Consider the following 22,508-nt stretch of genomic DNA (forward strand, 5'->3'; position numbering starts at 1 on the left):
CGCCGACTCTGTACTCACGGTCTGGCCGCCGTAGGCAACATGCCCCGCCATGTGCCGCCACGCGCGGGTCCGGTGACCAGAGGCAGATCGAGGGTGGAGAGCAGCCCGGGTGGGGCGGCCATTACCGCCGGGATGGCATTCAGTTCGCGCATGACGGTCGCGTACGTGAGACCGCGCATGTTGTTGCCGCGGCCGTGCATCTCGATATCGACGGTGTAGGTGGGCAATCCGTCGACGATGACCCGGTAGCCACCGTGTGGCGACGGGTGCCGCGGCCAATCGGGTGCGGATCCTTCACCCATCCGCGTGATGTGTTCCAGTACAACCCGCTCTTCACCGTCGACCGTGCCGGCGAGCTTAAACCGCATACCGCCCACGGTTCCGGGTTCGATCCATCCCGAAGCGACCTGGTATCGCGACATGGCCAGCCACTTATGGATCGTCGTCTGCACCCCGTCGAGGGGCAGACCAACGCCATCCGCGACCAGATGTACGACGGGAGACCACAGTGCGGCCAGGCGATCCGGGTCGAACAGCGGGGCCGGATGATCCGGCGGATGCCCGAAACCCATGAACTCGAACATGATGTCGGGTTGATTGATCGGGCCGTAGTCCAATATTTCGAGCATGGTGATGCTCTCGACCACACTGCTGAAGCCGGTCATCGTCAGCGCGATCACGTCGTTCGCCCACCCTGGATCGACGCCGCTGTTGAATAAGCTGGTACCGCCTTCGGCACACGCGTTCTCCAGCAACTCCACGGTCTCCGCGTCGGCGGCCGGCGGATAACACAGGGGCACCAATGAGGTGCACACGACGTCTTTACCTGCACGCAGGCAGCGCGCGATATCCAGCGCCGCGTCGTGGTAGCGATAGTCACCGGATGCGAAATACGCCACCACGTCGGCATCGCCCGACAGCGCGACTTCGATGTCACGGGTAGCGATGACTCCCGTCAGAGGCATGCCGCAGAGTTCGCCGGCGTCCTTGCCCTCCTTGGCTTCTGCGTGTACCACCACGCCGGCCAGTTCGAGCCCCGGGTGCGCAATGACAGCGCGTAACGCCGCGACACCTACCTGGCCCGGGCCCCAAAGAATCACTCGTGGCTTCGGTTGACCGTTTGTCACCGACACCCCCTCGGCTCGCTATTGACAACACCATTCCCGAATTCAGACGAGCAGGGTCAGCCGGCAGCGGGGCCATATCGCGCATCGGCTGCGCGATCCAGAGCGGTGGCAGGGTCGCCGAAAACCATCCCCCAGCCGCGGACGCGGCGGTAATACAACTGGATGTCACACTCCATGCCGAATCCATACCCGCCATGGATGTGCAGGCTGCGTCGCGTCGCGTCGCGCGCCGTTTCGTAGGCGAATGCGAAAGCCATCGCCGCCAGTTCGCGAACGCGCTCCGGGTCGTCCATGAACGCGCACGCCGCCTTCAACCCGAGCAGGCGCGCCCCGTCGGCTGCGGTGGCGCTGTCTGCCAAAGGGTGCGATACCGCCTGAAAGGTGCCGATCGGGGCGCCGAACGCATGGCGCTGTCTCGCGTACTCGACACCGATCTGCACGGCCTTCGTGGCCGCGCCCGTTAACGCGACAGCGGTCAGCGTGAGCCACAGGTCCAGCGCACCGGAGAAGAGGTCGCGTGCCTGCGCTTCGTCAGCCAGAACCACGAAGTCCTTCCCAATGGAGATGTCCGCCAGCGGCATTGAGGCGAGGTTGCCCACCACTGTTCGGTCACAACCGACAGGAATAGCGAGCAGTCGCCCGTCCACCAGGGCGATGACGTGGTCCGCCACGGCCCCGGAGGGCACCATCTCCAGACGACCGCCGCGCGCGGCACGCGGAGCGAACGTGACCAGCAGGCCGCCGCCGAGGACTGCCGCCAACAGTCCCGTACCGGCATCGCCCGACTCTGCGAGTAGCCGCGCGGCAACCTGCGCTTCGATGACGGGCGCGGACCCGACGGCACGCCCGAATTGCTCGGCAAGCAAGCAGAGTTCCAATTCCGAGGCGCCCCAGCCACCGGACGCTTCAGCGACAGCCATCTCCACCGCTCCCGTTTCCAGCAGCGCCTTCCACAACCGCACATCGAAGCCGGTGGGCTCCGCAGCGCGAATGCGCTCCGAGGTCGACTCACGCGCGAACAACGCGGCAAACGAATCGGACAACTGCCGCTGCTCGCGCGTAAGCCTCAGATCCACGACCGTCAACATCCTTACGTGCGGATATGGTTACTCTCAATTCTGAGAGTAACATTGCCGCTTACCGCGGCGCGGCACCAACCACGACAGAACGGCGTGCCACATGCATTTTCAGCTCGACGGCGAGACTGTAGCGTTTCGCGACGGCCTTCGTGCGCACCTCCAAGAGGTGTTGACGCCGGACCTCGAGGAACGCCTGTACCGCAGTGGAGTTGCACACGACGACGCCTTCGCGAAGGGGCTAGTCGAGAAGGGATATTTCGCCCCGACATGGCCCGTCGAGTACGGCGGACAAAACCGCAGCCTCTGGGACGAACAGGTGCTCAACGAGGAACTCATGCGCTTCGACGCTCCGATGTACCTCTCCGAGACAACCAGGATGGTCGCGTCGATCATTCGTAAGATCGGCACTCCGGTGTTGCAGGAACGCATCCTCGCCGGCGCGCTCAACGGTGACATAACGATCGCCCTCGGCTTCACTGAACCCGAATGCGGTTCCGATGTCGCCGCGGCCGCCACGAGGGCCGTGCGCGACGGCACGGGAGCAGACGCCGGCTGGGTGATCAACGGCTCCAAGATGTTCACCACCAACGGGCATATCGCCGACTACGTGTTCCTGCTCGCACGCACCAGTCCCGACAAGCCGAAGCATCGGGGCCTGACGATGTTCCTGGTGCCGTGCAACTCCGAAGGCTTTGCTGCACAGGCAGTATGGACACTGTCCGGGGAGCGCACCAACATCACGTTTTACAGCGATGTCCGCGTCGGCGACGAGTGGCGCATCGGGGAGATAGACGGTGGCTGGCAAGTGCTGGGGCTGTCCCTGCACGACGAACATGCATCCGGCTGGGGTCCACACCTCATCCGTCTGTTGCAACATGCGGAGCACTGGGCCGCTACCGCTGTCTGCGATGACGGCTCACATCCCATCACCAATCAGGACATTCGCCGCCGGCTCGCCCGCGTCGCTATCGAAACAGAGGTCGCGACCCTTCTGCAGCGTCGGTGCGTGTGGATGCTCGAGCAGGGCGACGAGCCCGTTGCCGAGGGTCCGATGTCCAAGCTGTTCAGCACCGAAGCGCTCGAACGCGCCAGCCAGGACATCGTCGAACTCGTCGGACCGGACGGCTTACGCAGCTATCTCGAGCCGACCGCGCCCGAGAACGGACGGTTCGACCACTCCCTGCGATTCTCGTTGGGCACCACCATCTACGCGGGCACCAGCGAGGTTCAGCGCACCATCATCGCGCAGCGGGGTCTCGGCCTACCCCGTTAGCTTCTTCACCCGTCGGGCCGGGGTGGCGCGGGGCGCGGCCTTGCGTGCGGGTTTGGCCTTGGTGTCGGTGTCGGGCGGTGTGACGGCCTGTTTGCACCACGCCCACAGTTGATCCTCGGTGAGCTTGGTTCCCTTGCCCCCCAGGTGGAATACCCCGATCTGCGCAAGTGCGGTCAGCGTGGTGTTGAGCAGGGTGGTGAGCTGCGCCGGCGTGAGGTCGGTGCGTACCAGTCCCGCGCGAGCACACGATGTGATGATCTTCGTCAGCAGCTTCAGGTGTGGCTCCCACACTTTGGCGAAGTCGGCTGGGCGCTCGATCTCCAGGCTCAGGTTGTAGATCGTCATCACGCGGCCGCCGACAGCTTCCGAGGACTCCGCACGAGACAGCACGCCGCGACAGAAAGCCTCGAGTTGCTCCATCGGACCGTCGGCCGCCGCCACCTCGTGCCGAATGTCCTCGGTGAACTGACTGGTGACGTTCTCGTAGAGCGCCAACATGAGTTCTTCTTTGCCGGCAAAGTGTTGATAGAACGCCCTCAAACTGAGATTCGACCTGTCAATCAACTTCTGGATGGTGAAGTCGGCCTTACCCGACTCCTCGACCAGCTCCAGCGCGGTGGCCAGGAACCGCGAACTGCGGGCGAGAGCACGCGCTCTTGCTGTACTGAGCCGGCGGTCGATCGTGCGCTGCTGCCATGAGCCGGGCAGCTCGACATCCGTATCAATCAATTCCAGGCCGGTGTCGGGGTCGGAACCGGCGGGCTTCTTCGTAGGCATAATGCGGAAAGAATACGCGCCCTGCTGCGCAAAAGTGCGATCTGACTTTACGTGTATGCGGCTTGCCAGTCTTTGCAGGTGCTGGTTCTCGATTCCGATAGGCCGTCAGTCGGTGTCGGTGGGCGCCCAGCGTGCCTGAGCCAGCGGGTGCGGTACCGTGGAAACGGTCATTCTCATTTGAAGGAGCCCAGCGTTGAGCACAGACATCCTGATCGTCTCGCCGGACGACCACCTGGTGGAGCCGGCCGATCTGTGGACCAGCAGGCTGCCGGCGCGATATCAGGACGTCGGGCCACGAATCGTGCGCACCCGCGGCCGCATGAATCCGGCGGTGACCTCCGATGTCGCGTTCATCGAGGACGACGAGGGCCGGGACGCGGACATCTGGCACTACGAGGATGCGGTCATCCCGATCCCGCTGATCAGCGCGGCCGCGGGATATGACCTCGACGAACTCACCACCGACCCGATCACCTACGACGAGATGCGGCCCGGGTGTTACCGGCCCGCAGATCGTCTCGCAGACATGGACATTGCCGGTATCGAGGCATCGGCCTGCTTCCCCAACACGCTCGTGCGCTTCTGCGGCCAGCGATTCCTTTACGGCAAGGACAAAGAGCTCGCCAGGCTGTGCGTCGAGGCCTACAACGATTTCCAGATCGACGAGTGGGGCGGCAGTTCCAACGGCCGGCTGATCCCGCTGGGAATCATTCCACTGTGGGACGTGGAACTCGCTGCTAGAGAGGTGGATCGATTCGCCGCCAAAGGGATGCGCGCCGTCTGTTTCTCCGAGTTGCCCTCGCGCCTCGATCTGCCGTCCATCCACAGTGGTTACTGGGATCCGTTCTTCGCCGCGTGTGAGCGCAATGAAGTGGGCATCATGCTGCATATCGGGTCGAGTTCGTCCCTCACCAAGTCCTCCCCTGACTCCCCACACGTCGTCACGAGCGCGCTGATGGCGGTCAATTGCACTATCGCCCTTGTCGACTGGCTCTTTTCCGCCAAGCTCATACAATTTCCCAACCTCAAGATCGCGTTTGCCGAGGCGCAGGCGGGCTGGATCCCGTACTACCTGCAGCGTGTTGACGAGGTCTGGGAAGATCGTCGAGCCTGGGGCGGCATCCATCCCCTGCTGACGGAACCGCCCAGCAGCCAGGTGCATGGGCGCGTGTACTTCTCCACCTTCGGTGACCCGGTTGCGTTCCGCATCCTCGATCTGGTCGGGCCTGATCAACTCATGTTCGAGACGGATTACCCGCACAACGACACGAACTGGCCGAGAAGCCTGGAGGTCGCCAACAAGGCCACTGAGGGCCTGGATGAAGAGACCAAGCGAAAGGTGTTGTCTACCAATGCGAAGCGGTTCTTCGGACTCGCCTAGCGCACCGGACCTGTTGCGTTATCGCGCTTTCCACTCGGGGGTGCGCTTCTCCAGAAAGGCCCGCGGCCCCTCGATGGCGTCCTTGGTCAGTGCAACCTTCATGCGGTAGTTTTCGGCCAGCAGTTCCGCCTCGTAGATCGGTAATGTGAGTCCCTTGCGGACCGCCATTCTCGAGCCCCGGACCGCCAGCGGTGCATTGGAATTCACGATCTCGGCGATCTCCCAGGCTCGTGCCATCAACAGGTTGTGCCCGACCACCTCAGTGAAGATCCCGAGGTCGTAGGCGCGCTGTGCATCGAGTTTCTCGTGTTTCCCCATCAGAATCAGCCGCATCGCGACGGGCAGCGGCAGGATCCGGGCCAGCCTGACCCCTCGCGACCGGATGTCACACCGATGCTGACATGCGGGTCCATCAACGTTGCACGATCGGAGGCGATGGTGATGTCGGCTGTGGTGACGAGGTCCATTCCCGCACCGCACGCAATTCCGTTGACCGCGCAGATGATCGGCTTGGTCATCTGCAGCCACGGCGGGGTGGCCTCCTGCGGCGCGTCCCACTGTCGCAGCGAGCTCAAAATCGGTTCGCCCTGGTTGTCGATGCCCGCGGCGTTCTCCATGTCATGGTCGGCGGCCTTGTTCACATCCGCCCCGACGCACAAGGCACGGCCGGCGCCTGTGATGATGACAGTCCAGATATCCTGCGACCGTTCAATTTCCGCATAGGCAGCGGCGAGTTCGGCGATCATCTCGTCGTTGATCGCGTTCAGCACCTCGGGACGGTTCAGGGTCACGCATGCCGTATGACCCCTGACCTCGACCTCGATCGTGTTGTAGTTCGTCACCTGGTGTCGCCGCCCTTCTGCGAAGCCTTCTCCGATGCGTCTATGGCGTCAGGCCGGAATCCGAAGATGTCGGTGAACCTCGCGCGGTAGCGCGGCCACACCTCCGGGTTCAACAAACGCGGTGGTACGCCACCGGCGAATATCCTCTGCCATTGTGTGGCCGTGGCAACAGCGAGGTCGCGCGCCGCTTCGACCGTGATACCCGCGGTGTGTGGAGTCGCCACAACGTTTTCGAGCTGAAGCAGCGCGTTGTCCTGCTGCGGGGGCTCCTCATGAAACACGTCGAGCCCCGCGCCCGCGATGCCGCCGTTCTTCAAGGCATCAAACAACGCAGCTTCGTCGTGGATGGGCCCGCGTGCCGTTGAGATGAAGAATGCGCTCGATTTCATCGCCGCGAACTCCGCCCGTCCGATGAGCCCCTCGGTCTCACTCGTCAGCGGGCACGTCACCTGGACGAAATCCGAACGTTCGACAAGTTCGGCGAGTGTGACGACTTGCACGCCACGGGCCTGCGCGCCGGTGACGTCGAGGTAAGGATCAAAGACCAGGACATCCATGGCAAACGGTGCGCACAACTCGACCAGGCGGCCCCCGATCGCGCCGAGCCCGATGATGCCCAGCGTCCTCCCCAAGAGCTGAGTTCCACGCAGCGCCAACCGATCACCCAGCGGCCCGGCGCGCAGTACGCGGTCGGCGGCCGTGATCTTCTTGGCGAGGTCGAGCATGAAGCCGAGAGCGTGCTCGGCCACAGCTTCGGCGCCTGGACCGGAATTGTTGCAGACGGCGATGCCCGCCTGGGTGCACGCTTCCATGTCGATCACGTCGTATCCGGCTCCGGCCGAACACACAGCCAGCAGGCTCTCGCAACGCCGCACCAACCCCGGACCCACCAGCCACTGCGCACCGTCGGCGTATCCTGCCACATCGGTGCGGGTGGCCACCTGGTACCCGTGGGCGGATTCCAGTGAACTCCAACTGGTTTCAGCCTCCGCGCTCAGGTCGAGTTGGACCACGTCAACGTCACAGTCTGTGAGGATCTGACCGGCCACAGGGTCAGTCCAGCGCTCGTAGACCAGACGCGGACGGGCGCTCACGTGTTTCTGACTCTGGGCTTCGCCTGCGCCGCCTTGAACATGTCGGCAAGTTCAGTGTTCACGTTCTTGTAGTCGTTGCGCGCGATGGCGCCGTCGCGGCCGGCCACGATGTCGTAGCCGAGCCGCAGATCCTTGTTCTCCATGTGGAAGTATTCGCGACCGATCGGCAGCCGCCGGTCCTTTCGGGGCACTTCCATCCAGGCTCGGAGGAAGCAGCGGGCCTTCTTGGGGTCGTTGCTGCTGACGAAGTCGGAGCGCGAGTGGCACATGGCGAAGTTGTTGGCAACCGCCGCCTCTCCGGATTCCAGCCGGAATTCCACCTGCTGCTCGACGAGGATGCGGCGCAACAGTTCGACGGCCTCCTCCTGCGCGGGAGTGAACTCCCGTCCGAGTGTGTGCATGGCCGGCAGGATGCTGCTGTAGGTGAAGTTGATGCAGATCCGACCGTCGACCTGAGAGAAGACCGGCACGTCATAAGGTGTCACGTCCGGCTGGTCGTCGGGCTGCTCGCTTCGGCGGTGGTGCGGAAATCCTTGATAGAGCACCTCCAGCAGGTCCGGACGCTCCGCCAGTATCCGATTGTGCGCCGCGGGTCCGCTGGCGAACTGGCTCTCCCCGCCCTGAGCTGCGGGGTACACGCACAGCAGCGACAGGATATCGGCCGCGTCGTTGTGCATGGCAAGCTCCGCGCGTGACTTGGTGCCCCGTGCGGGTTGCACCCCACCCGGCAAGATCTCTTCCTGGACTCGCACCATTCGGTGTCCGAAGGAGTTGTTGGACACCAGGTATCCCAGGTGCGTACAGAATGCCCAGTAGATGCGTTCGAGATCCTCGATCGAGTGCTGTTCGACCGGAAAGCCGCGAACGCACGCCAATCCCTTTCCGAACATCAGGTCGGAATACAGCCGTGTGAGATCGTCGTCGAGATCGGGGTGCCGAGCGTCCTCCGGCGTGATGTCGTCCCGGTCCTTGCGCGCAGTCTTCGTCAGGATCGATTCCAGCGCAGCCACATTGCGGGCCGACAGGTCGAAGGCGAAGTCTTCTTTGCTCGAGAAGTCGGCGCCGGTCCAGGCCATCGGGTCGGTGACCTGTTCGGTGTAGATCGGGGTGGGCATCGGTGCTCCTCGTTGTCGTGGCGCAGGTTTCGGCTATGACTCGAGCGCTCGCAGGGCGCGCGCCCGGGCGGTGGCCGCCTCCGTCATCATCCCGACATCGGTACCTGCCGAGATGAATCGCAGACCAAGGCCCACGAAGCGATTCAGCAGGTCAAGGGACTTGATCCCCGCCACTCCCAGCGCCACGCCGTGCTGACGACAAGCCGCCGCAACCGATTCTACTGCACGGTGGAAATGATCATTCTCATACTGCCCGTGGATGCCCATCTCGGCGGTCAGATCACTCGGACCCAGTAGGATCATGTCGATTCCGCGTACCGCCGCAATGGAGTCACAAGCCTCGACAGCTTCGGGTGTCTCGACCATCACCGCCACGACCGTGTGCCGCTCGAGCAGCCCGGCCAGTTCGGTGGCGGTTCTCTCGCCATAGCCGCTCACCGCGTTAGGCCCGGCGATGGATCGGTGTCCGCTCGGCGGGAACCGGGCCGCGTCCACCACCGCTTGAGCTTCTTCTACTGAATTAACGTGCGGCACAATGATTCCTACCGCGCCTCCGTCGAGAACGCGGGCGATGACGCTGGGATCGTGCGAGGCGACCCGGACGAGTCCGGAGATGCCTGCGCCCACTGCACTGGCACACAGCATCGCCGCCGTCTCCAGCGACGCGGATGTGTGTTCGAGATCGACGTATACGGCGTCGTAACCGCAGGCTGCCGCGATTGCCGGAACATCCGGGGTACGAGAGTTCAGCAGCGCCAGGCATAGCACCAGGCCGTCACCCTTGAGTGCGTCCCGGAGCGATCCCTGCACATGCCCACGTTAACCGAACGAGAACCGGCGTTCCACCTCTTCGCTAATGATGTTTTCCATGTGATAACCATTGATCATGCCGCCCAATCGTGTCGCCATCGTGGGTGCCGCCCTCTCGGACTGCGGACGAGTGCCGGACAAAACCGCCATGGCGCTGATGGCGCAGTCCGCACGGCGTGCGATCGCCGACGCGGGACTGACCAAGGATGACATCCAGGGTTTCGGCGGACACGGATCGCTGTTGCCTCCCGTCGAAGTCAGCGAGTATCTGGGCCTGCGCCCGATGTGGGTGGACGCGACCAATGTCGGCGGGTCGTCCTGGGAGGTGATGGCACGCCACGCGGCAGCGGCCATCAGCGTGGGCGAGATCGACGTCGCCCTGCTCACATACGGTTCCACTGCACGCTCGGACGTGAAGCGCCGCGTGCGCGCCTCGGCGGCGGCGATGGGCACCGGTGGCGCCCTGCAGTACGAAGCCCCGTTCGGCGCGACTCTCATTGCCAAGTACGCCATGGCCGCCCGACGGCACATGATCGAGCACGGCACCACCGTCGAGCAGCTCGCCGAGGTCGCCGTAGCCGCGCACGAATGGGCGGCATTGAATGACAACGCGTTTGAACGCGATCGCATCACCGTCGCCGATGTAGCGGCGGCACCGATGCTCGCCGATCCGTTCACTACCAAACACGTCTGCCTGCGCACCGATGGTGGTGGGGCGGTTGTGCTGGCTAGCGAACGAGTCGCCAGGGACTGCGCCAAAACGCCGATCTGGATTCTCGGGGCGACCGACGCGACGTCACACGTGAGCATGAGCGAGTGGGGGGATTTCACGACGTCGGCGGCAGCGAGGTCAGGCCCCGCCGCCTTCGCGCAGGCCGGCGTCCGCCCTGGTGACATCGACGTGTGTCAGCTTTATGACTCCTTCACCTCCACGGTGTTGCTGACGGTGGAGGATCTGGGGTTCTGCGCCAAAGGCGAGGGCGGCCCGTTCATCGCGTCGGGTGCGTTGCGCCCGGGTGGCGCTCTGCCGACCAACACCGACGGCGGCGGCCTGGCCTCCTGCCACCCAGGCATGCGCGGCATGTTCCTCATGGTCGAGGCCGTGCGACAGCTCCGCGGCGAATGCGGGCCAAGACAAGTCGACGAGGCCCGGCTGGCATGCGTGCATGCGATGGGCGGCTTCTTCACCCACAGCGCGACGATGATCCTGGCGAGGCAGTGATGGAAATGCCGACCGGCCCCGACCGCCCCACCGTCGACAGTGACAGTGAATCCTGGTGGACAGCGGTGCAGGACGGGCGCCTGGTCGTCAACGCATGCGCGGCATGCGACCGAAAGTCGTTGTATGTCCGACCATTCTGCCCACACTGCTGGAGCGAGGACGTCGTTCTGACCGAGGCGAGCGGGCGCGCGCGCCTCTACACATGGAGCGTTATCCACCAGAACGCGGCACCCTTCGACGCGCGCACGCCCTACGTGTTGGCGATGGTCGACCTCGCCGAGGGCCCCAGGCTGATGACGGTTGTCGAAGACTGCCCTGTCGACGAATTGCGCGCGGACCTCGATCTCCAGATCGCCTTCCGCCGGGATTCAGACGGATTTACTGTCCCGGTATTTCGGCCCCGGTAGCGATCGTCAGCCGATCGGCAAGGACACGCGGCCTGCCCGCGGACCGCGCGTCAAGCGAGTTGCGTTCGACCTTGCCGTTGGCGTTGACCGGCAGCGGCTCGTCCCAGAACACCAACTCTTCGGGCAGCTTGTACTTGGGCAGCCCCTCCGCGACCAGTGAGTTGACGACTTCCGATAGCGACATCGGGGTCGCGCCGTCCACAACCATGGCCAACGCGAGCCGCTCCCCGGTCGTCGCGTCGGCGACCGAATATGCCGCGCACTCCCGGACCCGGTCGATCCGCGCGGCAGCCTCTTCGACCTCGGCGGTGGGGATCTTCATCCCGTTGCGGATGACAATCTCCTTGATCCGGCCGACGATACGAACTCGGCCGCCGGTCAGGTCCGCCAAATCACCGGTGCGGAACCAGTCTCCGTCGAATGCCGCTGTGTCGTCGGCGGGGTCTGCGTAGCCGAGGAACGCGTGCGGCCCGCGGATGCAGCACTCGGAGACCTCGCCGCTGGAACCGATCCGCACCTCCACGTCGTCGAGAGGGACCCCGTCGTCGGCGTGGCGCACCTGCGCGGTTTCATCGCGCAGACCCGAACTGCTCACCGGCACTTCGGAAGATCCGTAGGCGCGCATGACGACGATGCCGAATTGGTTCTCGATCCTTTCCACAATGCGCCGATCCAGCATGGTGCCGCCGAGATATACGGCCCGCAAGGGGATCTGCGCGTCGCGGGCAACGGCTTCGTCGAGCAACCGATCGAGTAGGCGGTCAGGTCCCCCGTACCAGGTAGCCCCCGAGGAGACCAGCAGTTCGCACGTCGTCGTGGGATCCCAGCGGTCCTCGAGGATGACCGGCACGCCCAGCATGGGCGGGATGAAAACGGCCTGCAGCACCCCGGTGACCGATGCCAGCGGGCTGATGAGAAAGACGCGGTCCCGTCCGGTGAGGCCCGCCGCGGCGATGTAATTGGCAGACGATTTGATCAACGTGCTCAGTGAGTGCACGACGCCTTTCGGCTTCGACGTGGTGCCCGAGGTGTACAACACAACGCACGGCTCGTCGGCCGGCCGACGGCACCTGTCGACGACGCTGTCACCCGCCCCGCGGTCCGTCTCGATCCATCGGCACCGGCCCGCAAGTTCAGCCTTGACCGGCCAGTTCGGCGCCACCCCGTATGCGGCGGCCGTGCGCGAGAGGATGTCCGCCACCTGGCTGGCGCCCGCACTGCGCGGGACCAGCAGGATCACCGCGTCCAACCGTAGGGCGGCATGTACCGCGACCACCGACTCGACATCGTTGCCCACCACCAGGAGCATCGGGGCCGACGCCGCCACACCGGCCTCGACCATCGCGCGGCAAGCGCTGTCGACGCGGGCGTCGAGGCCCGCATAGGTCAACTCGCCGGTCCTGTCCTTCAAGGCCAGCCGACGCGGATGCCGCGCCGCCGCGGAACGCACGACGTCGACCGGTTCGGGCGACCACGATCCGCTGGCACGGTACCGGGGCCTGCGCACCGCGGCCCGCCGGGGCGCATGTCCCAGCAGGTCAACACGGCCACCCATGAGCGCCTCCGATGCAAATGTCCGTTCTCTTTCAGAGTAAATGTAACCTCTCACGCATGCACTCAATGACTTTCGACAACCAGGTAGCCATCGTCACCGGTGCCGGTGGTGGACTCGGCCGCTGCCACGCGCTGGAGCTGGCCCGGCGCGGAGCACGCGTCGTGGTCAATGACCTGGGTAGCGCGGTGGACGGTACCGGCGCCTCGACATCGGCGGCCCAGAGCGTGGTCGATGAGATCATCGCGGCCGGCGGCACCGCGATAGCCAACGGCGACTCGGTCGCCACGGACGAGGGTGGCGCGGCGATCGTGGCCGCGGCGATGGACGCCTTCGGACAGGTGGACATCTTGGTCAACAACGCCGGGATCCTGCGCGACGCCGCCTTCAAGAACATGACCGCCGAACAGGTCGACGCGGTGATCGGGGTCCACCTCGCCGGCACGTTCAACGTCACCCGCGCGGTCTGGCCGGTCATGCGCGCGCGCAACTATGGCCGCATCGTCCAGACCACCTCGGGCACAGGCCTTTTCGGGAACTTCGGGCAAGCGAATTACGGCGCCGCGAAGATGGGCCTGGTCGGGATGATGCACGTCCTGGCCATCGAGGGGCAACGCAATGGCATCGCGGTCAACGCCATCGCGCCGATCGCCCGGACGCGGATGACCGAGGACATCATGGGCGAGGCGGGCAAGGCGATGAACCCCGAACTGGTCACACCGGTGGTCGTCTACCTGTCACACCCCAGCTGCGATCGCACGGCACACATCTACTCGGTGGGCGGCGGGAAGGTGTCGCGGGTGTTCATCGGGGTCACCAAGGGCATCGAGGACGGCGCCCTCACGGCCGAGACGGTGGCCGAGGCGATCGATCGGATTGATGACAGCTCCACGTTCACCATCCGGGGCGGACCGGCCAAGGTTTGACGCTCAGCGGCCACGGAAGTCGGGCTTGCGGCGCTCGGCGAATGACCGCAGGCCCTCCTGCAGGTCGGCGGTTCGAGACACCACTTCCTGTGCCCACGCCTCCTGTTCGAACGCGCGGTCGCGGCCGGACTCCGACGACACTGACAACAACCGCTTGGTGAGCGCCAACATCACGGTCGGGCCCGCTGCAAGACGTCCCGCCATCTCGCCCGCGGCGGCGTCCGTGTCACCGGGTGCGACCACCCGGTTGACAATGCCGAGGCGCTCACACGTCGAAGCATCGACGGGCTCACCGAGCATTAGCAGTTCGGCGGCTTTGCGTAGTCCCACAATCCGCGTCAACAGGAAGATGGCGCCCGAATCCGGCAGAATCCCGCGGTGCACAAAAGCATGGATAAGCCTTGCCTCCGTGGACATCACGACCAGGTCGCATGCCAGCACCATGCTCGCGCCGGCGCCCGCGGCGGCCCCCTTGACCGCGGCGACCACTGGTTTGTCGCAGTCGAGTATCGACGCGACCAAACGCTGCCAGCCCTGCTGCAACATCCGGGCGATGTCCCCGGGCCGCCGGTCAGCCACGGATTTCGCCGACTGGTCCGATGCCTGAGGTGCCAGGCCGGCGCCCGCGCAGAAGTGCCTCTCTCCCGCCGCAGCCAGCAGCACCGCGCGCACGGCCGGATCATCGTTCGCCCGGGTGAAAGCGTCGGTGAGGGCGTCACGAGCCAACGGCGACAACGAATTTCCGACATCTGGACGATCAATCGTGATTCGCAGGACCGCGTCGTCACCGACGGCTGTCACAATCCCCGACTCTTCTACAGTCATGTGCCCCATCCCTACGTTAACGACGTTTCCGCTTTTCGGGTATCTTAATTTCCATGCCCGAGACCGGCCAGATTACCGACGAGGGACTGGCCCGGTTGCGCGCCACCATCGGTATCGCCGTTCCGCATACCCAGCCGCCGCACTACTTTCGTCCGAACGAGGACTGTTTCCGGCACGTGGCGGAGAGCTACGGCGACGCCAACCCGCTGTGGGCAGATCCGGAGTACGCGGCGAAATCCGTGTGGGGCGAGCCGATCGCGCCGCCGGCGCTCGTGGGCGGTGACACCTTGATCGGCGAGGACGAGGTGACCACGCTCTCCGACGAAGACCGCGCGTTGACCAAGGGGGATCCGCTTCGCGGTGTCCACGCCTTCTACGCCTCGTCGTCGCGCGAATGGTGGGCTCCGCTGCGTGCGAATCACCGGGTCTTCCGGCGCAACGCTCTGGTTGCGGCGCTGGACAAGAGCAGCGAATTCGCCGGCCGGGCCGTCCACGAATGGTCCGCGCAGGTATTTCGCGACGACGAAGGCGTCATCCTGGGCGGCCAGTACCGCAACATGATCCGCACCGAGCGAAGCAAGGCGCGCGGCCGGAAGAAATACGAGGCCGTCGAGCCGAAATCCTGGACGCCAGAAGAGATCGCGGAAATCGACGAGAGGTATGCACGCGAGGCACCGCGCGGGCCGGAACCACGGTGGTGGGAAGACGTCAACGAGGGCGACGACGTCGGCCCGCTGACCAAAGGCCCACTGACGGTCACCGACATGGTCTGCTGGCACGTCGGTATGGGGACCGGAATGTACGGCGTACGTCCCCTGCGGCTGGCATGGCTTAACCGACAACGCATTCCCCGGTTCTATACGCCTGACGAGCACGGCGTCCCGGATGTGCAGCAACGCGTGCACTGGGATCCGGACGCGGCCCGAAATGCCGGCAATCCCACTACATTCGACTACGGGCGGATGCGCGAGACGTGGCTTGTCCACCTGTGTACGAACTGGATGGGTGACGACGCCTGGCTGTGGAAGCTGGACTGCGAGTTCCGGCTCTTCAACTACGTCGGCGATCTGCACACCATCACCGGAAAGGTGGTGCGCAAGTACCTTGCCTCCGATGACCGCCCCGCGGTCGATCTCGAATTGGCGGCGACCAACCAGCGCGGCGAGGTCACGGCGCCGGGGAGCGCCACGATCTTGCTGCCCAGCCGCGAACTGGGTCCGGTACGGCTACCCGATCCGCCCGGTGCGGCCGGCAACCTCACCGAGCTGCTCTCCGCCGTGTCCGTCCAGTTCGCCGAGCGCTGAGGCCATGGGTTACCACAGCGTGCCGGGCCTTCGCGCCGAGCAGCAAGGGCCTGTACTGGGTTTGACCCTGGACCGCGCCGACCGCCGGAATGCGGTCAACGACGAGATGCTCGACGCGATGATCGGCCATCTTGCGGCTGCGGGCACCGACGAGGCGGTACGGGTCATCAGGATCGACGCCGAGGGGCCGGATTTCTGCGCCGGGTCCGACCTGATCGCCAAGAACACGCGCTCGGAGCGCAAGCCCAGGGTGGGCAGCACCCAGCGTCGGCTGCCGAACAAGGCCAACCGGCTCATCCCGCTGATGCTGGAGACCCAGGTGCCCATCGTCGCAGTGGTGCGCGGCTGGGCGGCGGGCCTCGGATTCCACATTGCGCTGGCATCGGACTTCTGCATCGCCGCCGACGACGCCCGGTTCTGGGAGCCATTCATGGCCCGGGGCTTCACGCCGGACAGCGGCGCCACATGGTTGCTGCCCCGGCTTATCGGGCTGGTTCGTACCAGACAACTACTGATGCTGGGCCAGGAGATCACCGGTGCGACCGCGGCCGACTGGGGGATCATCCACGGCAGCTGTCCGCCTGACGATTTGGGTCTGCTCGCAGAGCAGCTCGTCGCACAGCTCGGCGAGGCACCAACGGTGTCCCTGGGACTCACCAAGTGGCTGCTCCAGACCGGCAATGGGCTCGATCTTGATCGCCATCTGCAGAACGAGGCATTGGCTCTGGAGCTGTCCAGCCGCAGCGAAGACTTCAAAGAGGGCCTGGCGGCCTTCCGCGACAAGCGCAACGCGAAGTTTCAGGGTCGATGATGGCGCTGTCGATCACCAATTCGACCAGCACTGCCGAGGCAGTCGCGGAGGTGCAGCGCTGGATCGAGGCCGAGGTTCCCGCAGCCTGGCGGACCGCCGCGGCCAAGAGTCCCGCCGCCTTGCGGGCGGTGCGCAGCCACGCGGATTACCAGCGTTGGTATCCGGTTTTCGCCGCCTCCGGCCTGGTGGTGCCGACGTGGGCACCCGAGTATGGCGGCCTCGGTCTCGGTAACGAGGTCGCCAGCGCGATCGATCGGGTTCTGCGTCCACTGCGGCTGTCCCGGTTGAATCCGTTGGGGCTCAATAATGCCGCCGCGGCCTTGTTCAGCCACGGCACCGAAGCACAGCGCTTGCGGTTCCTGCCCCCGATCGTGCGCAACGACGAGAAATGGTGTCAGCTCTTCAGTGAACCGGGTGCGGGCTCGGATCTCGCCTCGCTCGCAACGCGAGCCGTCCGGGACGGCGACAGCTGGGTGATCTCCGGCCAGAAGGTTTGGACCACCTGGGCCGACGAAGCCGACTTCGCGATCCTGCTCGCGCGCACCGACCCCGACGCGCCAAAACATAAGGGCATCAGTTATTTCCTGCTGGAGATGCATCAACCAGGCGTAGAGGTGAGACCGCTGCGCCAGATCACCGGCGAAGCGGAGTTCAACGAGGTCTTCATCGACAACGCACGAATCCCCGATGAGCACCGCGTGGGTGAGATCAACGACGGATGGCGCGTCAGCGCATCGACATTGTCCAGCGAGCGCCAGATGGTTTCGGGCTCCGGGTCAGGCGGCACGGGCCGGCTCGGTGGCTCCGGCGCCGCGCGCCTGATCACCCTCGCACAAGAAACGGGGAAATGGGCTGACCCGGTGGTCCGCAACAAGGTCATGCGCCTGTGGTCACAGGAGCAGATCCGTGGCTGGACGAACGCCCGTGTCCGCGCAGCCCTTTCCGCAGGCCAGTCCCCCGGTGCGGCGTCGTCGATCGGCAAAGTGCACCAGGCCACGCTGAACCAGCAGATCCAGGACCTCATGGTCGACCTGCTGGGCATTGACGCGGTCGCCTGGCCGGCCGCCGACGACCCGGACGTGCCGCCGCGCGACGTCCGTGGAATGCTGCGCAGCCTCGCCAACGGAACCGAGGGCGGCACCACTGACATCAACAAGAACATCCTCGGCGAACGGGTACTCGGATTGCCCAAAGAACCCGACCCGTGGAAAGGCAAGCCCTGGAAAGACATTCCCCGCTCGTGAGCAAGTACCAGCGCCTGGTGGTAGAGAAATCCGACGGCATCGGCTGGCTGATCCTGAACAGGCCGGACGCCGGGAACGCGTTCGACGCGCTGATGCTCGACGAACTCGAGTCCGCCTGGGCCGACCTTGACGCCGACCCCGATGTCCGGGTGATCGTCAACACCGCCAACGGCCACGCATTCTGCACCGGAATGGACATGCTGCAGGTGGCGCGGGACAAAGAGACGATGCGACGGCATTCACGCCGGACCAGAGATGCCGAGTTGAGGATCTCATCCTGGCACTGCGGTGTGTGGAAGCCGGTGATCGCGGCCGTGAACGGGGTGTGTGCGGGCGGTGGTCTACACCTGGTGGCCGATGCCGACATCGTGATCGCTGCGGATGAGGCGACGTTCCTCGACCCCCACGTATCGGCCGGCCAGGCTGTCGCCTACGAGGCGATCACGCTGGCGCGCAAATCCCCGATGGAGGCGATCACTCGGATGGCGTTGTGTGGCAAGGGCGAACGCATCTCGGCGCGGCGCGCCTATGAGCTGGGCATGCTGTCCGAGGTGGTGCCGGCCGACCAACTCCGCGCGGCGGCCGGCCGGCTTGCCGCCGCGATCGCCACGAATTCGCCGACCGCGATGCGGGCCACCAAGATGGCACTGTGGAACTCTCTGGAGGTCGGCATGACGCAGGCCCGCAACGAGGCCGCGGACGAGATCTGGCGACTGCGTAATCACCCGGATCACGGCGAAGGTGCCCGGGCGTGGCAAGAGAAGCGGCCACCGAAGTGGCAACCGCTGTCCGACACGGTGGAGGTTTTATGACCTATCAGAGACTGGTCGTCGAGCGACGCGGACCGGTGGGCTGGATCATCAATAACCGGCCGGACCGGCTGAACGCTTACGACGCCGTGATGCGCGCCGAATTCCCCAGAGCCTGGGCGGAATTGAACGCCGATCCGCAGGTGCGGGTCATTGTGCACACCGGCAACGGGCGCGCCTTCCAGGTGGGCGCCGACGTCGCTGAGCTCGACGGTGAGGCCGTGCTGCAGTTCCAGGAGACCATGCGGACGTTGGACCTCAAGTTGACGGCGTGGCACTGCAATGTCGAGAAACCCGTCATCACCGCGGTCAACGGGGTGTGCGCCGGCGGCGGATTGCACTGGGTGGCCGACGCCGACATCGTCATCGCGTCGTCGAACGCGAGCTTCGTCGATCCACACGTGTCGATCGGTCAGGTCAGCGCCTTGGAGACGATCGCACTGATGCGCAAGATGCCGGCCGAGGCGGTCCTGCGAATGGCGTTGGTGGGCAGCCACGAACGGCTCTCCGCTCAGCGCGCATACCAGCTCGGCATGATCAGTCAGGTCGTCGACCCGCCCGAGAAGTTGCGCGAGGTCGCCCAAGAACTTGCGGAGAAGGTCGCCAGGAACTCGCCGGCCGCGATGCGCGCCACCAAGCGGGCCCTGTGGGGCGCGCTCGAACACGGCCTCACTGATGCCTGCCGTGCGGGCGCCAAGCACCTGACATCCATGTGGGGGCATCCGGACCAGAATGAGGGACCGCTGGCCTTCGCGGACAAGCGGACTCCGCGATGGGCCCCGTTGGAGGCGGACTCATGACGCTCGCCGACCTGCTCGAAGGCCTGCCTGTAATCGCGGTCCACATGCCAGGCGCCGACGTACCGCGCGATGATCTGGCTGCCAGCGCCGCACAACTCGACACCTTGCTCGCCGCAAGCGGATTGGCGAAGGGGCAGGTCGTCGCGGCAATGCTGCCCAACGACGCCACCACCATCGCCGCGCTGTTCGGCACGTGGCGCGCCGGCGGCGTCTACACGCCGCTGAACCCCCGGGCGCCCGATAGTGAGATCGCGACCCAACTGCAGACACTGCACCCCGTTGCGGTCCTCACTACTCCCCAACTGGCACAACGCTTCTCGACATTCGACCTACCGGTGATCACCGGTGAGGCGCTGCGATGGGCGACGGCCGCACCTTCCGACCGCCCGGCCAACTCGCCCGCCTACGGCGATGATGTCGCGCTGCTGCAGTTCACGTCTGGCACCACAGGTCCCCCCAAGCCGGTGCCGCTACGCCACTCCACGGTGCTCGACCTGATCGACCGACTCCTGGAAAAGCTCCGGGGCGCGAAATCCGGCCCGGACAAAGTTGGCCGCCCGCCCATGCCGAACCTGGTGCCGCTGTCATTGTCGCTGTGGGCCGGCATCTACCAGGTGCTGTTCGCTTTCCGTGCCGGCTCGGGCGTGGTGCTGATGGAGCGGTTCGCGCCCGCGGATTTCGCGGAACTGGTCAAAAGGCACCAGTTGCGCTCCACCGTGTTGCCGCCCGCTGCGCTGACGATGATCCTGCACGACGAAACCGTGACCGACCTGTCGCCGCTGAAGATCGTTCGGTCGATCACCGCTCCCCTGTCACCCGTTCACGCGGGCCGGTTCCGGGACAGGTTCGCGGTGATCGTCTTGAACTCATACGGCCAGACCGAGCTCGGCGGCGAGGTGGTCGGCTGGTCGGCCGCCGACGCTCGCGAATGGGGCGAGACCAAACTCGGTTCCGTTGGACGTCCGCTGCCCGGCATCGACGTGACGATTGTCGACGACGAGGTGATGGTGCGCACGCCCACGACGGCGGCCCGCAAGATCGACCCGGCCTTCCTGGACCGGCTCACCGACAACGGCTGGTTCCACACCGGTGACCTGGGCTGGTTCGACGACGACGGGTTTCTGTGGCTCGATGGCCGGGTTTCGGACATGATCAATCGCGGAGGGCTCAAGGTTTTTCCGGGGACCGTCGAGGACGTGTTGCTCAGCGCTGAGGGTGTCCGCGAAGCCGCGGTCGTGGGAATCCCCGACGAGCGCCTCGGCGAAGTCCCCTGGGCTTTCGTCGCAAGCGATGACGACGGATTGTCCGAGCAAGTCTTGATCGCATGGTGCCGCGAGCACCTGACGCCGTACCGCGTGCCCGCTCGAGTCGTGTTCGTCGAGAAGTTGCCCCGCAACGAGGTCGGCAAGGTGGTCAAGCGAGAACTGGCTGCACTGGCGGGCGCGTGAACCACCGAATGTGAATGACGCAGTTCTCACCCGTCAAAGATAGAAGCAATATTCTCGTTGATCGATAGTGCTGCTATCATTTTACGGAAATATTGATTTCCACCGAGGCGGGATTCCGGCGACGGGAGCGTCAACTGTGATCGCAGAACTCATCCGGATGCTGGTCACATGGGTAGTCATGTGTGCACTCGTCGCATTTTTCTACTGGATGTTGTCCAACATAGGCACCTTCTGACATCGGGATGAACGCCGCCGTGCGGGAGCAACCGGTAACGCAACCGAAAGTCGCTGCGTCATAGGCACATCTCGTCGGCTGCGGTCGCACCGAAATCGAAAAAGACTGGGAGGACACAGCGTGACGGATGAGCAGGACCGCCGCCGTAAACGCGGGCTGATCGTGTTCCAGATCTGGATATACGGCGTGTTGTTGACGATGTTCCTCATCCAACTCTCGATGCTTCTGACGAGAGACTGGTAGACCGATGAAACTGCCCGCTGCCATTTCGCGCCGCCGGAACGCCGGAACCCATTCCGCATCAGCAACATTGGACGAGCACGAACGTCAAAGTCTGCAGGCCCAACGACGAGCGGACATCTGGTTGATCGTGGGCACGGCCTTGATGGGCACCCTGATGCTCGGGGTCATCGGACTCCCCATCTTCTTGCGTGGCCTGTACCTGTTGCGCAACGCGCAACGCGGGGGCCTCTCGGTGCGCCCGCTGATGGTCACCCTTATCGGTTACGTCATCATCTTGGATGCAGCTCTGAACAGCATCGGCTGGGCTCTCGACCTGTTCGCGAATCACGCGCTGATAACCCGCACCGTCTTCACGGCGTGGGGCAACCTGATGGACGCGGGATACTTCTGGCACTACAACGAACTCTGGATCGGGGGCGCCGGCGCTCCGGGCGAGAAGGCCTGGGTACTTGTCTGCGTGCTCATCGCCTTCCCAATGCGGATGGCGGCGGCAATCGGCTTTTTGCAGATGCGGCGCTGGGGCCACCAGTGGATGATCGTCACCTGTTGGTTCGGCGTGGTGGTGTGGACCGGTTACATCTTCAACATGACGTTGTACGCCGACGTTCGCTACGCGGCGGTGGGCTTCCCGGTGGTGGCCTGGTGGGCCTACAACGTTTTCTACATCACCCCGTTTCTCGCCATCCCCTATCTGCACACCGTGAACCGGGAAATCTTCTCCGACTGACATTCTCAGAAAGGGATCATCGTGTCCGAAACAACAGTTGACGCGAAGGCATCAGCGGAGCCGCTGCCTCTGGGCACGACATCAACCTGGGCACGCACGCACAAGTGGCTCAGGAGAGGTCTGTTCGTCTGCCTGTTCGGGTTGGTGATCGAGGGGTCGCTCACGGTACCGGTGATCGCCGTCTGGTACGGGTGGCCCACGTTGTCACTCACTGAGATCTGCAGCGAGCTACTCAAAATCCGCTACTCCGACGACACACTCGAGTGCACGCAGCCCTATCCCCTCGGCGGCCCGCCATTCGGCGGTGCCCCCGAAGCGGCCGGCCAGCACACCGCAAGAGATGATTGGGGAGTTCAGCCTCGGCCGCGGTACGACCGCATCGGATTCCGCCAGCTGGTGAGGATTCACGATGAGCGAATCGCACGACAGGCGCACGCAGTTCCGAAACCATAGTCGG

Annotated in this window: 22 protein-coding genes and 1 pseudogene; 14 read left to right on the top strand and 9 right to left on the bottom strand. The window is 64.8% G+C overall.

Going from position 1 to position 22,508, the window contains the following annotated elements; translation table 11 throughout:
- Window positions 1-14: 14 nt before the first annotated feature.
- Together AO501_RS20775 and AO501_RS20780 are read right to left on the bottom strand one after the other, a co-directional pair.
- Window positions 15-1,100: a dihydrodipicolinate reductase gene (locus AO501_RS20775; protein ID WP_055579491.1), complete on the bottom strand. Its 1,086-nt coding sequence runs from the start codon at window positions 1,098-1,100 to the stop codon at window positions 15-17.
- A gap of 83 nt (window positions 1,101-1,183) precedes the next feature.
- Window positions 1,184-2,203 (bottom strand): acyl-CoA dehydrogenase family protein, encoded by a 1,020-nt coding sequence (locus AO501_RS20780; RefSeq protein ID WP_055579600.1) that lies wholly within the window; start codon window positions 2,201-2,203, stop codon window positions 1,184-1,186.
- Window positions 2,204-2,306: 103 nt separating this feature from the next.
- Here AO501_RS20780 and AO501_RS20785 point away from each other — a divergent pair, with 103 nt between their 5' ends.
- Window positions 2,307-3,479: an acyl-CoA dehydrogenase family protein gene (locus AO501_RS20785; protein WP_055579492.1), complete on the top strand. Its 1,173-nt coding sequence runs from the start codon at window positions 2,307-2,309 to the stop codon at window positions 3,477-3,479.
- Here the strand turns inward: AO501_RS20785 and AO501_RS20790 are convergent.
- Window positions 3,468-4,256 (bottom strand): TetR/AcrR family transcriptional regulator, encoded by a 789-nt coding sequence (locus AO501_RS20790; protein ID WP_055579493.1) that lies wholly within the window; start codon window positions 4,254-4,256, stop codon window positions 3,468-3,470. The genes AO501_RS20785 and AO501_RS20790 overlap by 12 nt on opposite strands.
- 193 nt (window positions 4,257-4,449) lie before the next feature.
- Here AO501_RS20790 and AO501_RS20795 point away from each other — a divergent pair, with 193 nt between their 5' ends.
- Window positions 4,450-5,637: an amidohydrolase family protein gene (locus tag AO501_RS20795; protein WP_055579494.1), complete on the top strand. Its 1,188-nt coding sequence runs from the start codon at window positions 4,450-4,452 to the stop codon at window positions 5,635-5,637.
- Between the two features lie 18 nt (window positions 5,638-5,655).
- On the opposite strand, the pseudogene AO501_RS20800 reads toward AO501_RS20795, so the two are convergent.
- From AO501_RS20800 to AO501_RS20815, 4 genes and pseudogenes are all read right to left on the bottom strand, one after another.
- Window positions 5,656-6,479 (bottom strand): annotated as a pseudogene (locus AO501_RS20800) (enoyl-CoA hydratase/isomerase family protein).
- Entirely contained in the window at window positions 6,476-7,573 is a 1,098-nt protein-coding gene (locus tag AO501_RS20805; protein WP_055579495.1) for an NAD(P)-dependent oxidoreductase, read from the bottom strand. Before AO501_RS20805 ends, AO501_RS20800 begins: the two are co-directional and overlap by 4 nt.
- Window positions 7,570-8,688 (bottom strand): TauD/TfdA family dioxygenase, encoded by a 1,119-nt coding sequence (locus AO501_RS20810; protein ID WP_055579496.1) that lies wholly within the window; start codon window positions 8,686-8,688, stop codon window positions 7,570-7,572. Before AO501_RS20810 ends, AO501_RS20805 begins: the two co-directional genes overlap by 4 nt.
- A 33-nt stretch (window positions 8,689-8,721) precedes the next feature.
- Entirely contained in the window at window positions 8,722-9,498 is a 777-nt protein-coding gene (locus tag AO501_RS20815; RefSeq protein ID WP_063892903.1) for an HpcH/HpaI aldolase family protein, read from the bottom strand.
- 76 nt (window positions 9,499-9,574) lie between these two features.
- Here AO501_RS20815 and AO501_RS20820 point away from each other — a divergent pair, with 76 nt between their 5' ends.
- Together AO501_RS20820 and AO501_RS20825 are read left to right on the top strand one after the other, a co-directional pair.
- Window positions 9,575-10,720, top strand: coding sequence for an acetyl-CoA acetyltransferase (locus AO501_RS20820; protein ID WP_055579497.1), 1,146 nt, complete (start codon window positions 9,575-9,577; stop codon window positions 10,718-10,720).
- The gene (locus AO501_RS20825) at window positions 10,720-11,127 is read left to right on the top strand and encodes a Zn-ribbon domain-containing OB-fold protein (RefSeq protein WP_055579498.1); all 408 of its coding nucleotides are present in this window, start codon (window positions 10,720-10,722) and stop codon (window positions 11,125-11,127) included. Before AO501_RS20820 ends, AO501_RS20825 begins: the two co-directional genes overlap by 1 nt.
- On the opposite strand, the gene AO501_RS20830 is transcribed toward AO501_RS20825, so the two are convergent.
- Window positions 11,099-12,682 carry a class I adenylate-forming enzyme family protein gene (locus AO501_RS20830; RefSeq protein ID WP_055579499.1) on the bottom strand — a complete coding sequence of 528 codons (1,584 nt, stop codon included), beginning with the start codon at window positions 12,680-12,682 and terminating at the stop codon, window positions 11,099-11,101. The genes AO501_RS20825 and AO501_RS20830 overlap by 29 nt on opposite strands.
- A gap of 56 nt (window positions 12,683-12,738) precedes the next feature.
- Here AO501_RS20830 and AO501_RS20835 point away from each other — a divergent pair, with 56 nt between their 5' ends.
- Complete coding sequence (locus AO501_RS20835; RefSeq protein WP_055579500.1) at window positions 12,739-13,605, top strand: SDR family NAD(P)-dependent oxidoreductase; 867 nt, start codon at window positions 12,739-12,741, stop codon at window positions 13,603-13,605.
- A 3-nt stretch (window positions 13,606-13,608) separates the two neighbouring features.
- Here the strand turns inward: AO501_RS20835 and AO501_RS20840 are convergent, their stop codons facing one another.
- The gene (locus AO501_RS20840; RefSeq protein WP_231752560.1) at window positions 13,609-14,430 is read right to left on the bottom strand and encodes an enoyl-CoA hydratase/isomerase family protein; all 822 of its coding nucleotides are present in this window, start codon (window positions 14,428-14,430) and stop codon (window positions 13,609-13,611) included.
- A gap of 53 nt (window positions 14,431-14,483) precedes the next feature.
- Between AO501_RS20840 and AO501_RS20845 the strand changes: the two genes are divergently transcribed.
- From AO501_RS20845 to AO501_RS39575, 9 genes are all read left to right on the top strand, one after another.
- Complete coding sequence (locus tag AO501_RS20845; RefSeq protein WP_055579502.1) at window positions 14,484-15,734, top strand: hypothetical protein; 1,251 nt, start codon at window positions 14,484-14,486, stop codon at window positions 15,732-15,734.
- Window positions 15,735-15,738: 4 nt separating this feature from the next.
- Window positions 15,739-16,545 carry an enoyl-CoA hydratase/isomerase family protein gene (locus tag AO501_RS20850; protein WP_055579503.1) on the top strand — a complete coding sequence of 269 codons (807 nt, stop codon included), beginning with the start codon at window positions 15,739-15,741 and terminating at the stop codon, window positions 16,543-16,545.
- Window positions 16,542-17,789 carry an acyl-CoA dehydrogenase family protein gene (locus AO501_RS20855; RefSeq protein WP_055579504.1) on the top strand — a complete coding sequence of 416 codons (1,248 nt, stop codon included), beginning with the start codon at window positions 16,542-16,544 and terminating at the stop codon, window positions 17,787-17,789. Before AO501_RS20850 ends, AO501_RS20855 begins: the two co-directional genes overlap by 4 nt.
- The gene (locus AO501_RS20860) at window positions 17,786-18,601 is read left to right on the top strand and encodes an enoyl-CoA hydratase/isomerase family protein (protein ID WP_055579505.1); all 816 of its coding nucleotides are present in this window, start codon (window positions 17,786-17,788) and stop codon (window positions 18,599-18,601) included. Before AO501_RS20855 ends, AO501_RS20860 begins: the two co-directional genes overlap by 4 nt.
- The gene (locus tag AO501_RS20865) at window positions 18,598-19,398 is read left to right on the top strand and encodes an enoyl-CoA hydratase/isomerase family protein (RefSeq protein WP_055579506.1); all 801 of its coding nucleotides are present in this window, start codon (window positions 18,598-18,600) and stop codon (window positions 19,396-19,398) included. Before AO501_RS20860 ends, AO501_RS20865 begins: the two co-directional genes overlap by 4 nt.
- The gene (locus tag AO501_RS20870) at window positions 19,395-20,846 is read left to right on the top strand and encodes a class I adenylate-forming enzyme family protein (protein ID WP_055579507.1); all 1,452 of its coding nucleotides are present in this window, start codon (window positions 19,395-19,397) and stop codon (window positions 20,844-20,846) included. The genes AO501_RS20865 and AO501_RS20870 overlap by 4 nt, the downstream gene beginning before the upstream one ends.
- A 355-nt stretch (window positions 20,847-21,201) precedes the next feature.
- Complete coding sequence (locus AO501_RS40305; RefSeq protein ID WP_269435183.1) at window positions 21,202-21,324, top strand: hypothetical protein; 123 nt, start codon at window positions 21,202-21,204, stop codon at window positions 21,322-21,324.
- Window positions 21,325-21,391: 67 nt separating this feature from the next.
- Complete coding sequence (locus AO501_RS20875) at window positions 21,392-22,051, top strand: hypothetical protein (protein ID WP_055579602.1); 660 nt, start codon at window positions 21,392-21,394, stop codon at window positions 22,049-22,051.
- A 21-nt stretch (window positions 22,052-22,072) separates the two neighbouring features.
- Window positions 22,073-22,504, top strand: a complete 432-nt coding sequence (locus tag AO501_RS39575; protein ID WP_055579508.1) for a hypothetical protein — start codon at window positions 22,073-22,075, stop codon at window positions 22,502-22,504.
- Window positions 22,505-22,508: the final 4 nt, after the last annotated feature.

It is taken from the genome of Mycobacterium gordonae (assembly GCF_001417955.2).
Taxonomy (GTDB): domain Bacteria; phylum Actinomycetota; class Actinomycetes; order Mycobacteriales; family Mycobacteriaceae; genus Mycobacterium; species Mycobacterium gordonae_B.

Excerpts from the sequence above, each read along its gene's own strand:
- AO501_RS20785 (WP_055579492.1), top strand. The coding sequence starts at position 2,307 with ATGCATTTTCAGCTCGACGGCGAGACTGTAGCGTTTCGCGACGGCCTT.
- AO501_RS20790 (WP_055579493.1), bottom strand. The coding sequence starts at position 4,256 with ATGCCTACGAAGAAGCCCGCCGGTTCCGACCCCGACACCGGCCTGGAA.
- AO501_RS20810 (WP_055579496.1), bottom strand. The coding sequence starts at position 8,688 with ATGCCCACCCCGATCTACACCGAACAGGTCACCGACCCGATGGCCTGG.
- AO501_RS20820 (WP_055579497.1), top strand. The coding sequence starts at position 9,575 with ATGCCGCCCAATCGTGTCGCCATCGTGGGTGCCGCCCTCTCGGACTGC.
- AO501_RS20825 (WP_055579498.1), top strand. The coding sequence starts at position 10,720 with ATGGAAATGCCGACCGGCCCCGACCGCCCCACCGTCGACAGTGACAGT.
- AO501_RS20830 (WP_055579499.1), bottom strand. The coding sequence starts at position 12,682 with ATGGGTGGCCGTGTTGACCTGCTGGGACATGCGCCCCGGCGGGCCGCG.
- AO501_RS20835 (WP_055579500.1), top strand. The coding sequence starts at position 12,739 with ATGCACTCAATGACTTTCGACAACCAGGTAGCCATCGTCACCGGTGCC.
- AO501_RS20840 (WP_231752560.1), bottom strand. The coding sequence starts at position 14,430 with ATGACTGTAGAAGAGTCGGGGATTGTGACAGCCGTCGGTGACGACGCG.
- AO501_RS20845 (WP_055579502.1), top strand. The coding sequence starts at position 14,484 with ATGCCCGAGACCGGCCAGATTACCGACGAGGGACTGGCCCGGTTGCGC.
- AO501_RS20850 (WP_055579503.1), top strand. The coding sequence starts at position 15,739 with ATGGGTTACCACAGCGTGCCGGGCCTTCGCGCCGAGCAGCAAGGGCCT.
- AO501_RS20855 (WP_055579504.1), top strand. The coding sequence starts at position 16,542 with ATGATGGCGCTGTCGATCACCAATTCGACCAGCACTGCCGAGGCAGTC.
- AO501_RS20865 (WP_055579506.1), top strand. The coding sequence starts at position 18,598 with ATGACCTATCAGAGACTGGTCGTCGAGCGACGCGGACCGGTGGGCTGG.
- AO501_RS20870 (WP_055579507.1), top strand. The coding sequence starts at position 19,395 with ATGACGCTCGCCGACCTGCTCGAAGGCCTGCCTGTAATCGCGGTCCAC.